The following is a 12,899-nucleotide window of genomic DNA, read 5'->3' as shown; positions in this document are numbered from 1 at the left end:
GCCTCGACAGGCGCCTCCCGTTGTCCGTGCTCTGGACTATGCTGCTCGAAGCGGCCCCGTCGGGCACGCAGCGAGAGGGTCGGAGAGATGGCGGGTGCAAAGAATATCTTCGTGGTGGGGCTCAACGACTTCAATCGCCAGCGGCTCGAGACGCTGCGCGGCGCCGAGCACTGGCGCTTCCATGGCATCATCGCGCCCGAGGCGGTCTACGACACCGAGGAGTTCGACATCGCCGCCATGCTGGCCGAGGCGACGGCCCAGCTCGAGGCCTTCGAGGGCACCATCGATGCCATCGTCGGCTACATGGACTTCCCCGTCTCGACCATGCTGCCGATCCTCTGCGAGCGCTTCGGCACTCCCTCGACGACCCTCGCGAGCCTGCTCAAGTGCGAGCACAAGTACTGGAGCCGCCGGGCGCAGAAGGAGGTCATCCCCGACTTCATCCCGGGCTTCACGGCCTTCGATCCCTTCGACGACGAGGCGCTGGTCCGGATCGGCGAGGCGGGGCTCTACTTCCCCTTCTTCGTCAAGCCGATCAAGTCCTCGGGATCGCGGCTGGGCTTTCGCATCGATACCCCGGAGGATTTCTACCATGCCATCGAGAAGCTGCGCGAGGACATCGGCCTGATCGCCGATCCCTTCAACACGGTGCTGGAGCAGGCGCGGCTGCCCGACGAGATCGCCGCGGTGGACGGCCACTTCTGCATGGCCGAGGAGATCATCGGCGGCTGGCAGTGCACCGTGGAGGGATACGTCTTCGCGGGGGAGGTGGTCAGCTACGGGATTGTCGACTCGCTGCGCTACCCCCAGGTGCTGAGCTTCTTCCACTACCGCTATCCCTCGGGGCTGCCCGAGCCGATCCAGGCCAAGATGCGCGAGCTGACCGAGACGGTGATGACCCATATCGGCTACGACAACGCCGCCTTCAACGTCGAGTACTTCTGGGACGAGGTGCAGGACCGCATCTGGCTGCTCGAGATCAACACGCGCATCTCCCAGTCCCACTGCGACCTGTTCGAGAAGGTCGACGGCATCAGCAACCAGCAGGTCACCCTCGACCTGGGGCTGGGGCAGCGGCCCGACATGCCGCATCGTCAGGGCGACTATGCCATCGCCGCCAAGTTCTTCTATCGGGTGTTCTTCGTCGATGCGGTGGTGACCCGGGGGCCCACCGAAGACGAGATCGCCGCCCTCGAGGCGGACTTCCCCGGCGCGATGATCGATATCCAGGTGGCGGAGGGGCAGTGGCTCTCCTCGCTGCCCGAGCAGGACAGCTACAGCTTCGCCCTGGCTCTCGTGTGGATGGGCGCCGAGTCGGCGGAGCAGTTGCTCGAGCGCTACGACCAGCTGGCGACGCGCCTGGCCTTCGAGTTCGATCAGATCCAGGGCTGAACCCCGGCCCGAGAAAGCCCCACGGGACAAGGAGAGCAGGATCATGCGCATCGTCAACGACTTTCCGCGCCGGGTCATGGAGGAGGAGACCTGGATCCCGCTGCCCGACGGCAGTCGCCTGGCGGCGAGGATCTGGCGACCGGTGGACGCCGAGGACCATCCGGTGCCGGCGATACTGGAGTACCTGCCCTACCGCAAGCGCGACCTCACCGCCGAGCGCGACGTGCAGAGCCACCCCTACTGGGCGGGCCATGGCTACGCCGGGGTGCGGGTCGACATCCGCGGCACCGGCGAGTCCGACGGCGTGCTCACCGACGAGTACCTGCCCAGTGAGCTGGACGACGGCCTGGTGATCCTCGAATGGCTCCAGGCCCAGCCCTGGTGCACCGGTGACGTCGGCATGATCGGCATCTCCTGGGGGGGCTTCAACGGCCTGCAGATCGCGGCCCTGCGCCCGCACCAGCTCAAGGCGGTGATCACGATCTGCTTCACCGACGACCGCTATGCCGACGACATCCACCACATGGGCGGCTGCCTGCTGGGCGACAACCTCTCCTGGGCATCGACCATGTTCGACGGCAACGCCTGCCCGCCCGACCCGGACCTGGTGGGCGAGCGCTGGCGCGACATGTGGCTCGAGCGCCTGGACGGCAGCGGCATGTGGCTCGCCCAGTGGCTCGAGCACCAGCGGCGTGATGAGTACTGGAAGCACGGCTCGGTGTGCGAGGACTACACGGCGATCCAGTGCCCGGTCTATGCCGTCAGCGGCTGGGCCGACGGCTACTGCAACGCCGTCTTCCGCCTGCTGGCGGGGCTCGACGTGCCGCGCAAGGGGCTGGTCGGTCCCTGGGCCCACAAGTACCCGCATCTCGGCGTGCCGGGACCGGCCATCGGCTTCCTGCAGGAGTCGCTGCGCTGGTGGGACCAGTGGCTGAAGGGCGAGGACACCGGGATCATGGACGAGCCCATGCTGCGGGTCTGGATGCAGGAGTCGATGCCGCCGTCGGCGCGCTACGACGAGCGCCCCGGACGCTGGGTCGCCGAGCCCGACTGGCCGTCGCCGAACATCACCCCCGAGGCCTTCCGGCTCACTCCGGGCCACGACCTGTTGCCCGAGGACGAATCGCGAGACGACTCGCCCGAGACCACCCTGGACGTCCGCTCGCCGCTCTCGGTGGGGCTCTATGCGGGCAAGTGGTGCTCCTACAACGCCCCCCCGGACCTGCCCCACGACCAGCGCGAGGAGGATGGCGGCTGCCTGATCTTCCAGACGCCGCGTCTCGAGGCGGAGCTGGAGATCTGCGGCTCGCCGCTGGTTGAGCTCGAGCTCAGCGCCGATAAGCCGGTGGCCATGGTGGCGCTGCGCCTCTCCGATATCGGCGAAGACGACAAGGCCACCCGCGTCTCCTACGGCCTGCTCAACCTCACCCATCGCGACAGCAACGAGCATCCCGAGCCGCTGGTGCCGGGCCAGCGCTATCGGGTGTCCATCCCGCTCAAGCACATCGCTCAGCAGTTCCCGGCGGGCCACGCCATTCGCCTGTCGCTCTCCACCAGCTACTGGCCGCTCGCCTGGCCGGCGCCTGAGCCGGTGCGGATCACCCTCTGGCCCGGCGCCAGTCGGCTGGTGCTGCCGCGCCGCGAGCCACGCCCCGCGGAGGAGACGGCGCTGCCCGCCTTCGCCGAGCCCGAGGGCGCGCCGGCGCTTCCCAAGACGCTGATCCAGCCCAGCCAGGAGAGCTGGCGGGTGATCCGCGACCTGGCCCAGGACCGCACCACCCTGGAGGTGGTCCACGACGAGGGGCGCTACCGGATCGACGACATCGACCTGGAGATCGCCGCCCGGGTCACCGAGCGCTACGCCTACGCCTTCGGCAGCTACGACAGCGTCAGCGGCTGGACCGAGTGGCAGCGCAGCTTCCGACGCGGCGACTGGGAGGTCCGCACCCTGACCCGGACCCTGCTGACCTCTGATGCCGACAACTTCCGTATCCGCGCCACCCTCGACGCCTGGGAGGGCGAGACCCGCATCTTTGCCCGGACCTGGGACGAGACGATCCCCCGGGACCTCGTCTAGGGCAGGGGAGGCTGCTATCGTGACGGCCTGATTCCTACCGGGACCCGCCGATGAGCCTCACCCCCGCCGCCGTGGCCGCGACGCCGCGTGCCTCGCGCAAGGAGATCCTGGGCTGGGCGATGTTCGACTTCGCCGGCCAGGCCTACACCCTGCTGATCATCACCGTGGTGTTCGGCGAACTCTTCACCACGGTGATCGTCGGCGATCGCGGTGACGGCTATCGCCTGGCCAACTTCCTGTGGAGCCTGGCGCTGGCCATGAGCTACCTGCTGGTGGTGCTCACCGGCCCCCTGTGCGGGGCGGTGATGGACTACCAGGCGGAAAAGAAGCGCTTCCTGTTCGTCAGCTACCTGGCCACCGTGGCCGCCTCGGCGATGCTCTACTTCGTGGTGCCGGGGGCGGTGCTGCTGGGCGTGGTGCTGATCGTGATCGCCAACTACGCCTTCTCCATGGGCGAGTCGTTCATCGCCGCCTTCCTGCCCGACCTCGGCCCGCCGGAGGACCTGGGCAAGATCTCCGGCTTCGGCTGGGCGCTGGGCTACGTCGGGGGGCTGCTGGCCGCGGGTTTCTCGCTGTTCATGCTGGGCGAGGCCACGGCCGAGAACTTCGAGCGCGTCCGCTGGGTGGGGCCCTTCGCCGCGGGCTTCTTCCTGATCGCCGCGGTGCCCACCTTCCTGTGGGTCCGCGAGCGCGGTACCCCCCAGCCGCCGGGCAAGACCTACCGCGAGATCGCCGTGGCCCGGGTTGCGACGACCCTGCACGAGCTGAAACGCTTCCGCGACCTCGGCATCTTCCTGGTCTCGCTGCTCTTCTCCATGGCCGGCGTCTACATCGTCATCGCCTTCGCCTTCATCTATGGCGCCCAGGTGATCGGCTGGGACGAGGCGATCCGCAACCTGATGTTCATCATCGTGCAGATCACCGCCGCGGTGGGGGCGCTCGGCTTCGGGTTCATCCAGGATCGCATCGGCACGCGTATCACCTATCTCTTCACCCTGGGGCTCTGGGTGGCGGCGATACTGGCCATCTGGGCGACGCCGGAAGTCACCGCCTTCCTGAACGCTCACTTCGGCCTTGCCTGGGAGGCGCAGCACCTCTTCCTGGTGGTGGGCTGCCTGGCGGGGCTCTCCCTGGGCTCCAGCCAGTCGGCCAGCCGCGCCCTGGTGGGACTCTTCTCGCCGCAGCGCAAGGCCGCCGAGTTCTTCGGCTTCTGGGGGCTGGCCAACAAGCTCGCCGGGGTGATCGGCATCATCGGGCTGGGCCTGCTGCAGTCGCTGGTGGGGCTCAAGGCCTCGATCCTGCTCTGCGCGGCGCTGTTCATCGTCGCCATCCTGGTCTGCCTGTTCGTGAATCAGGCCCGCGGCCAGCAGGCGGCCCGCGACTGGGAGGCCCGCAACGGCCGCTAGAATGAGGGGTGAGCTCGCGTGACAGGGGGGCGGTTGCCACCATGGCATGATGGCGCACAGGGTCATCGTCAGGAGGAGCGCACATGAGTGACGAGCGAGCCACACGCCGCACCGGGCTCGGCATGATGCTGCTGTTCTGGGTGCTCTTCCTGGCGGGGGGCGCCTGGTGGTTCCAGGGCTACCTCGACGCGCAGCGCAACCCCAACGCCCACCTCGCCGAGGTCTCGGTGGTCAACGGCGAGCCGGTGGTGCTGGAGCGCAATCGCGCCGGTCATTTCGTGGCCACCGGACGCATCAACGGCGAGCCGGTGGAGTTCCTGCTCGATACCGGCGCCACCTACGTGGCGGTGCCGGAGGCGCTGGCCGAGCGGCTGGAGCTCGAACGCACCGGTAGCGCCTGGTTCAACACCGCCAACGGGCGCGTGCGTGGCGACCTGGCCACCCTCGAGACGGTGAGCCTGGGGGGCTACGTGGCCCACGACGTGCGCGGCTCGGTCAGCCCCGGGCTCGGCGGCGAAGCGGCGCTGCTCGGCATGAGCTTCCTGGGACGCTTCGACATCGAGATCCGCGGCGAGAAGATGGTGCTGCGCTCGGCCACGCGCTGAGGATGGGCGCCGAGGCTGGCAGGCGGCCGTCGAGACGCTATGCTGGGGGCCCATTCCCAGCCTGGAGGCCGTGTCATGGCCGTGATCCTGCAGATCCACTTCCCCTTCCCCGGCCCCTTCGGCGAGGCGATGGTCGAGGCCCTGACGCCGCTCGCCCAAGGCATCAACGACGAGCCCGGCCTGCGCTGGAAGGTCTGGACCGAGTCGCCGGAGCGCCACCTCGCCGGGGGCGTCTACCTGTTCGATGATGCCGAAAGCGCGGAGGCCTACCTCGACAAGCACAGCGCGCGGCTCGCCGACATGGGTGTCGAGGGCATCCAGGCCCAGATCCTCGAGGTTAACGAGGGCCTCTCCGCGATCAACCACGGTCCACTCGGCGGCTGAGCGACCGATCCCGCCTAGATCAGGAGACCCCCCTATGTCATGGACGACCACCCTCGGCCTGCGCTGGCCGATCCTCCAGGCCCCGATGGCGGGCGCCCAGGACAGCGCCCTGGCCATCGCCGTCTCCCGGGCCGGCGGCCTCGGGGCGCTGCCCGGCGCCATGCTCTCCCCCGAGGGCCTGGCGGCGGAGCTCGAGGCCATCCGGGCGGCGGGGGCGGGGCCGATCAACGTCAACGCCTTCTGCCATACCGAGCCCGCCCCGGACCCCGAGCGCCAGGCGCGCTGGCACGCGGCGCTGGCCCCCTGGTATGACGAGTTCGGCCTCGACCCCGAGGCGCTGCCGGAGGGCGCCGGGCGGCGCCCCTTCGATCATGTGGCCTGCGATGCCCTCGAGCCCTATCGCCCGGAGGTGGTCAGCTTCCATTTCGGGCTGCCGGCGCCCGACCTGCTGGCGCGGGTCAAGGCCTGGGGCGCGACGGTGCTCTCGTCCGCCACCACGGTGGCGGAAGCGCGCTGGCTCGAGGAAAGGGGCGCGGATGCGGTGATCGCCCAGGGGCTCGAGGCCGGCGGCCATCGGGGCCACTTCCTGAGCGATGACCTGTCGCGCCAGATGGGCACCCTGGCGCTGCTGCCCCAGGTCCGGCAGGCCGTGAACGTGCCGGTGATCGCCGCCGGCGGCATCGCCGATGCCCAGGGCGTGGCGGCGGCGCTGGCCCTGGGGGCCGACGCCGTCCAGGTCGGCACCGCCTTCCTCTGCTGCCCGGAATCCCGCGCCTCGGCCATCCATCGTGAGGCGCTGATGAGCGAGGCGGGGCGCCACACGGCGCTGACCAACCTCTACAGCGGCCGTCCGGCCCGGGGCATCGTCACCCGGCTGATGCGCGAGCTGGGGCCGATCAGCGAGGCGGTACCGGCCTTCCCGCTGGCCGCTGCGGCCATCGCCCCGCTGCGCGCCGCCGCCGAGGCGCGGGGGCTGGGTGACGCCTCGCCGCTGTGGGCCGGGCAGAACGCCAGCCGCTGCCGCGTGGTGCCGGCGGCCGAGGTGGTGCGCGAGCTGGCCCGGGGCGTAGCGCGCTGACGCCGCCCGATGGGCCCTGATACCATGGATGCATGAACAGTATCCCTGCCGCCTCGGCGGTCACCGCCTCCCTGGACGACCCGCGCTACTACCTGGCGAACTTCCGCTTCGTGCTGGACTGGGTGGTCGAGCGCCACGGCGACCTCTTGAGCGACGCCGAGCACGCGCTGGTGTCGCGCATCGCCTCCCTGCCCGAGGCCGCCCAGGCTCTGCTGGTGCGCATGGTGATGCGCAAGGGGGAGCACTTTCGCACCGCGCGCCTCGACTATCCCGAGATCGGTGACACCGAGGCCGCCCTTGCCCCGCTGGTCGAGGCTGGCCTCGTCGAGGCCGACCCGACGCTCGACCTCGAGACCCTCTTCCAGCAGCTGCGCCTGCCCGAGCTGCGCCGCGCCCTGGCCGCCGAGATCGCCTCGGCGGGGTTGCCCGCCACCACCGGCAAGGCCGCGCTCCATGAGGCGCTGGCGCCGCGGCTCACTGCGCCCCGCCGGCTCGCCGACTGGTGGCCCGAGGCGCCGGATCGCCTCGTGCGCCTCACCGTAATGGCGCTCTGCGATCGGCTGCGGCTGATGTTCTTCGGCAACCTGCGCCAGGACTGGTCGGCGTTCGTGCTCGCCGAGCTCGGCCTGCGCCACTACGAGCGGGTGGCGATCACCGCCGACTCCCGCGCCTTCGGCTGCCGCGACGAGCTCGACACCTACCTTGCGCTGCACCGGCTGCGCGAGCGCCTGGCGGCCGGCGAGCCGGTCGAGGCGCTGCATGCCGAGCTGCCCGCGCCGCTCTCCGGCAACGCCTGGCTGGCCTCGCGGCATCGACGGCTCTGCGTAGCGCTGGGGCGCCAGGCGGAGCGCGAGGGGCAGGGGGCGCTGGCCCTTGAACTCTATGGCCTGGCCGGCTGGCCGGAGAGGGCGCCAGAAACGGCGCCGGCATCAGGGCATAAAACAGGGCTGGATACTGCGCCGGCCGGCAGCGTCGAGGCGCGCATCCGCCACCTGCGCCTCCAGGAGCGTCGGGGCGAGCACGCCGCAGCCCTGGCGCTGGCCGAGCCCCTGGCCCAAGTGCCGGGCAGCGAGGAGGAGGCCCAGGCGCTGGCGCGGCTCGTGCCGCGGCTACGCCGTCGGCTGGGGCTCGCCCCGCCGACGCCCCGGCGGGAGCCCGCCCACGAGCGCTGGTCGCTGACCCTGCCGCCCGGCCCGGTGGAGGCGGCGGTGCGCGATCACCTCCATGCGGAAGCGGCCCCGGTGCACTACGTGGAGAATGCCCTGCTCACCGGGCTCTTCGGCCTGCTCTGCTGGGAGGCGCTCTTCGCGCCGCTGCCCGGCGCCTTCTTCCATCCCTTCCATGAGGGCCCAGCGGATCTCTACCGCGAGGACTTCGTGGCCCGCCGCCGGGCGCATTTCGACGCCTGCCTGGCCCAGCTCGACGACGGCACCCATCGCGAGGTGATCCTTTCCACCTGGCGCGAGAAGCAGGGACTGGCCTCGCCCTTCGTGCACTGGGGGGCGCTGGACGAGGTGCTGCTCGAACGGGCCCTGGCCTGCCTGCCGCCGGAAGACCTGCGCGCCTGCTTCGAGCGCCTGTTGGGCGACCTGAAGGCCAACCGGGCCGGCCTGCCGGACCTGATCCAGTTTCGCCCCGAGGCCCCGGCGGGCGAGCCGCGTTACCGGCTGATCGAGGTGAAGGGCCCGGGCGATCGGCTGCAGGACAACCAGCGGCGCTGGCTCGCCTTCTTCCACGCCCAGGGCATGCCCGCGGTGGTCTGCCACGTCGCCTGGCAACAGGACGCGGAGGCGCTCGAGGATGGGTGAGGCCGCGCCTCGGCGGGTGGCGGTGCGCGCGCTGTGCGACTTTACCGCCCGGGAGGGCGATCTCGATCACCGCTTCACGCCGGCCCCGAGCGCCCGGGAGGGCATGGCCGGCCACGCCATGGTGGCGAGCCGGCGCGGCGAGGGCTTTGAAGTCGAGCTGCCGCTTGCCGGCACCGTCGAAGGGCTGACGGTGAGCGGGCGCGCCGACGGCTATGATCCCGCGGCCAACCGCCTGGAGGAGATCAAGACCCACCGCGGGCGGCTCGATCGCATGGCCGACAACCAGCGCGCCCTGCACTGGGCCCAGGCCTCGGTCTACGGCGCGCTGCTCTGCGCCGAGCGCGGTCTCGCCTCGCTGACCCTGGCGCTGGTCTACCTGGACGTCGCCAGCGGCCGCGAGACCGTGCTGACCCGGGAGGCGAGCGCCGCGGAACTCGATGCCTTCCTCGCGACCCAGTGCCGGCGCTTCCTCGCCTGGGCCGAGCAGGAAGCAGAACACCGCGCCCGCCGCGACGCGGCCCTGGAGGCGCTCGCCTTTCCCCATCCGGACTTTCGCCCCGGCCAGCGCGACCTGGCGGAGAGCGCCTACAAGGCCGCGAGCACCGGGCGCTGCCTGCTCGCCCAGGCGCCCACCGGCATCGGCAAGACGCTGGGCACCCTCTTCCCACTGCTCAAGGCGATGCCGCGCCAGGGGCTCGACCGCCTGGCCTTCCTGACCATGAAGACCCCGGGGCGTCGGCTGGCGCTGGACGCCCTGGCCGCGCTGGGCACCGACGCTCCGAGAGACGACGCGCCCCGGCCGCTGCGGGTGCTGGAGCTCACCGCCCGGGAGAAGGCCTGCGAATACCCCGGCCGGGCCTGCCACGGCGAGGCCTGTCCGCTGGCGGCGGGCTTCTACGACCGGCTGCCGGCGGCGCGGCGCGCCGGCGTGACGCGCGGCTGGCTGGATCGCGAAGCGCTGCGCGCAGTGGCCGGCGAGCACGGCGTCTGCCCCTACTACCTGGGCCAGGAGCTGGCACGCTGGTGCGACGTCATCGTCGGCGACGTCAACCACTGGTTCGACGCCAACGCCCTGCTGCATGGCCTGGCCCGGGCCGACGGCTGGCGCACGGGGCTGCTGGTCGACGAGGCCCACAACCTGGTGGAGCGGGCCCGGGGCATGTACAGCGCCGAGCTCGACCAGCGCCGCCTGTCACGGCTGCGTCGCGAGGCGCCCGGGGCGCTGAAGAGCCCGCTGGGCCGGCTGAGCCGCCAGTGGCAGGCGCTGGTCAAGGAGGCGGGGCTGGAGGAGGCCGGCGAGCCGGGCCGGCCGGCCTATCGGGTGCTCGCCGGGCTGCCCGACGGCATGGTCGCGGCCCTTTCGGGCGTGGCCAGTGCCATCACCGAGCACCTCGGCGAGCACCCCGAGCAGGCCTCCCTGGCGCTCCAGGAGCTGCTCTTCGAGGCGCTGGCCTTCACCCGGCTGGCCGAGTCCTTCGGCGAGCACTCGCTGTGCGACCTCGCTCGCCACGGGCGGGGGCGGGCCGTGCTGGGGCTGCGCAACCTGGTGCCGGCGGACTTCCTCGCCCCGCGCTTCGCCGCCGCCCATGCGGCCGTGCTCTTCTCGGCGACCCTGAGCCCGGCCCCCTACCATCGCGACCTGCTGGGCCTGCCCCAGGCCACCGTCTGGCGCGAGGTGGCCTCGCCCTTCGCCGCCGAGCAGCTCGAGGTGCGCATCCGCGCCGATATCTCCACCCGGCTGCGCGACCGGGAGGCCTCTCTCGCGCCCCTCGTCGCCGAGCTGGCCGGCCAGTTCCGTCGCCGGCCGGGCCACTACCTGGCCTTCTTCAGCAGCTTCGCTTACCTGGAGGCGAGCCTGGCTCGTTTTCGAGAGGCGCATCCCGAGATCCCCGTGCGCGCCCAGACCCGCGGCATGCGGGAGGAGGCGCGGGACGCCTTCCTGGCCGGCTTCGCGCCGGGCGGGGCGAGCATCGGCTTCGCGGTGCTGGGCGGCGCCTTCGCCGAGGGGATCGACCTGCCCGGCGACCGGCTGGTCGGCGCCTTCATCGCCACCCTGGGGTTGCCGCCCGCCGACGCCTTCAACGAGGCGCTCAAGGCGCGGCTGGCCGCGCGCTTCGGGCGCGGCGACGACTACGCCTATCGCATCCCCGGGCTGATCAAGGTGGTGCAGGCGGCAGGCAGGGTGATCCGCGGGCCCGACGACCGCGGCACGGTGGTGCTGATGGACGACCGCTTCGCCCGGCGCGAGGTGCGAGAGCGTCTGCCGGCCTGGTGGGGGCCACCCGTCACGGTTCGCGACGGGGCGTCTCTCCCAGCGAGGTGGTGACGTCCTCGTCGGCCTCGTAGAGGGCCTCGAGCTCCCGGGCCGCCTCCTGGACCGTCTGGATCTGCTTCTTCTCGTTGCCGAACACCTCCAGCTGGCGCCGCAGGGTCTGCTCGTCGTGGGGCCGGAAGGTGTCGATGGTGTGCTGGGCCTGGTCGCGGGGAATCCCCAGGCCAATCAGCACGTCGCGGGTCAGCTCCAGGCTCGCCGGCAGCAGTTCGCGGACCAGGTCGTTCACGCCGGCCCGCATCAGCAGGTGGGCGTGGTAGCGGTTGCGGGCCCGGGCGTAGAGGCGCAGGTGGGGGAAGCGTTGCCGTACGCTCGCGACGATGCGCATCGAGGCCTCGGGGTCGCCCACCGCCACCACCAGCACCCTTGCCTGGTCGGCGCCAGCGGCCTCGAGGAGGTCGATGCGGGAGGCGTCGCCGAAATAGACCTTGTTGCCATAGCGGCGGACGAAGGCCACCTGATCGGCGTTGATGTCGAGCACCGTGTAGGGAATCTTCAGGCCTTGCAGGGCACGGCCCATGATCTGGCCGAAGCGCCCGAAGCCGGCGAGGATGATCTGCGGCGACTCGTCCGGCAGGGTGTCGAAGTCGGGTCGCGGCTTTCGCGGCTTGAAGAGCGGGCGCACCAGGCGGGCGTGGGCCAGGAACATCACCGGGGTGGCGGCCATCGACAGCGACACCACCAGCACCAGCTGGTCGACCAGCGAGGCGGGCAGCAGCGCCGCGGCGGCGGCGGCGGTGAGCAGCACGAAGCCGAACTCACCGCCCTGGGAGAGCAGCACGCCGAGGTTGAGAGCCTCGCGCCAGCCGGTGCCGAACGCCTTGGCCGCCACCACCACGCTCAGGGCCTTGGCCACCAGCAGGGCCCCGGTGAGGCCGAGGATCAGCCCGGGGTGCTCGGCCAGCAGGCCGATCTGGGCGGTCATGCCCACGGCCATGAAGAACAGGCCCAGCAGCAGGCCGCGGAAGGGTTCGATGTCCGCCTCGATGCCGTGGCGGTACTCCGAGTCGGCCAGCAGCACCCCGGCGATGAAGGCGCCCAGCGCCATGGAGAGGCCGGCGAGCTCCATCAACAGGGCGGCGCCGATCACCACCAGTAGTGCGGTACCGGCGAACACCTCGCGGCTGCGGGTGCCGGCGGCGAAGCGGAACAGCGGGCGCAGCAGCAGCCGGCCGCCGACGATCAGGCCGGCGAAGGCGCCGATGGCCACCAGGACCTCCTGGAGCAGCGGCGCGAGCCCCGCCGCCAGCAGGTCCTCGACGGCCAGCATGGGGATGAGGGCCAGCACCGGGATCGCGGCCAGGTCCTGGAAGAGCAGCAGGGCGAAGGCATTGCGGCCGTGGCGGCTCTGCATCTCGTGGCGCTCGCCCAGCAGCTGCAGCACCAGGGGCGTGGAGCAGAGCCCCAGGCTGAAGCCCGTCACCGCCGCGGCCACCGGCGACAGGCCCAGCGACCAGCCGCAGGCCGTGAGCAGCAGGCTGGTCACGCCGACCTGCAGGCTGCCGAAGCCGAAGACCGCCTTGTGCATCAGCTTGAGGCGCGAGGGCTTGAGCTCCAGGCCGATCACGAACAGCAGGAAGATGATGCCCACCTGGGAGAACTGCAGGACGGCCTCGGCATCGGCCACCAGGCCAAGAGCCGAGGGGCCGATGGCCACCCCCGCGGCCAGGTAGCCCAGCACCTCGCCGAGCCCCAGGCGCTTGAAGACCGGCACGATCAGCACCGCCGCGGCGAGAAAGATCAGGGCGTTGAGCAGCAGGTCGGTGGCCAAGGGCGGCTCCTTGCGAACGGGGTGGGCGACCCCCATGTTACTCGAT

General features: G+C 71.4%; 9 protein-coding genes. 8 read left to right on the top strand and 1 reads right to left on the bottom strand.

Annotation, left to right across the window (positions count from 1 at the left end; translation table 11 throughout):
• Window positions 1–87: 87 nt before the first annotated feature.
• The 8 genes from ACGTNG_RS03330 to ACGTNG_RS03295 all read left to right on the top strand — a co-directional run bounded on the left by ACGTNG_RS03330 (window position 88) and on the right by ACGTNG_RS03295 (window position 11,076).
• Entirely contained in the window at window positions 88–1,392 is a 1,305-nt protein-coding gene (locus ACGTNG_RS03330; protein WP_394575463.1) for an ATP-grasp domain-containing protein, read from the top strand.
• A 43-nt stretch (window positions 1,393–1,435) separates the two neighbouring features.
• Window positions 1,436–3,469 carry a CocE/NonD family hydrolase gene (locus tag ACGTNG_RS03325; protein WP_394575462.1) on the top strand — a complete coding sequence of 678 codons (2,034 nt, stop codon included), beginning with the start codon at window positions 1,436–1,438 and terminating at the stop codon, window positions 3,467–3,469.
• Window positions 3,470–3,519: 50 nt separating this feature from the next.
• A complete protein-coding gene (locus ACGTNG_RS03320; protein WP_394575461.1) occupies window positions 3,520–4,875 on the top strand; it encodes an MFS transporter in 1,356 nt (451 codons plus the stop codon).
• Between the two features lie 83 nt (window positions 4,876–4,958).
• Complete coding sequence (locus tag ACGTNG_RS03315; protein ID WP_394575460.1) at window positions 4,959–5,480, top strand: retropepsin-like aspartic protease family protein; 522 nt, start codon at window positions 4,959–4,961, stop codon at window positions 5,478–5,480.
• Window positions 5,481–5,555: 75 nt separating this feature from the next.
• Window positions 5,556–5,864 (top strand): monooxygenase, encoded by a 309-nt coding sequence (locus ACGTNG_RS03310; RefSeq protein WP_394575459.1) that lies wholly within the window; start codon window positions 5,556–5,558, stop codon window positions 5,862–5,864.
• A 34-nt stretch (window positions 5,865–5,898) separates the two neighbouring features.
• The gene (locus ACGTNG_RS03305) at window positions 5,899–6,942 is read left to right on the top strand and encodes an NAD(P)H-dependent flavin oxidoreductase (protein WP_394575458.1); all 1,044 of its coding nucleotides are present in this window, start codon (window positions 5,899–5,901) and stop codon (window positions 6,940–6,942) included.
• 32 nt (window positions 6,943–6,974) lie between these two features.
• Window positions 6,975–8,750: a VRR-NUC domain-containing protein gene (locus ACGTNG_RS03300; protein ID WP_394575457.1), complete on the top strand. Its 1,776-nt coding sequence runs from the start codon at window positions 6,975–6,977 to the stop codon at window positions 8,748–8,750.
• On the top strand, window positions 8,743–11,076 hold the full coding sequence (locus tag ACGTNG_RS03295) for an ATP-dependent DNA helicase (RefSeq protein ID WP_394575455.1): 2,334 nt from the start codon (window positions 8,743–8,745) through the stop codon (window positions 11,074–11,076). Before ACGTNG_RS03300 ends, ACGTNG_RS03295 begins: the two co-directional genes overlap by 8 nt.
• Here the strand turns inward: ACGTNG_RS03295 and ACGTNG_RS03290 are convergent.
• A complete protein-coding gene (locus ACGTNG_RS03290) occupies window positions 11,036–12,853 on the bottom strand; it encodes a monovalent cation:proton antiporter-2 (CPA2) family protein (protein WP_394575454.1) in 1,818 nt (605 codons plus the stop codon). The two genes, ACGTNG_RS03295 and ACGTNG_RS03290, sit on opposite strands and share 41 nt — an antisense overlap.
• Window positions 12,854–12,899: the final 46 nt, after the last annotated feature.

Source organism: Halomonas sp. B23F22_3 (genome assembly GCF_043496965.1).
Classification (GTDB): Bacteria; Pseudomonadota; Gammaproteobacteria; order Pseudomonadales; family Halomonadaceae; genus Halomonas.
The sequence above is the reverse complement of the archived record's forward strand: the minus strand, read 5'-3'. Positions and strand labels throughout refer to the sequence as shown.

Bases quoted from the DNA above. Each gene is read 5' to 3' on its own strand.
- ACGTNG_RS03330 (WP_394575463.1), top strand. From the start codon at position 88: ATGGCGGGTGCAAAGAATATCTTCGTGGTGGGGCTCAACGACTTCAAT.
- ACGTNG_RS03325 (WP_394575462.1), top strand. From the start codon at position 1,436: ATGCGCATCGTCAACGACTTTCCGCGCCGGGTCATGGAGGAGGAGACC.
- ACGTNG_RS03320 (WP_394575461.1), top strand. From the start codon at position 3,520: ATGAGCCTCACCCCCGCCGCCGTGGCCGCGACGCCGCGTGCCTCGCGC.
- ACGTNG_RS03315 (WP_394575460.1), top strand. From the start codon at position 4,959: ATGAGTGACGAGCGAGCCACACGCCGCACCGGGCTCGGCATGATGCTG.
- ACGTNG_RS03310 (WP_394575459.1), top strand. From the start codon at position 5,556: ATGGCCGTGATCCTGCAGATCCACTTCCCCTTCCCCGGCCCCTTCGGC.
- ACGTNG_RS03305 (WP_394575458.1), top strand. From the start codon at position 5,899: ATGTCATGGACGACCACCCTCGGCCTGCGCTGGCCGATCCTCCAGGCC.
- ACGTNG_RS03300 (WP_394575457.1), top strand. From the start codon at position 6,975: ATGAACAGTATCCCTGCCGCCTCGGCGGTCACCGCCTCCCTGGACGAC.
- ACGTNG_RS03295 (WP_394575455.1), top strand. From the start codon at position 8,743: ATGGGTGAGGCCGCGCCTCGGCGGGTGGCGGTGCGCGCGCTGTGCGAC.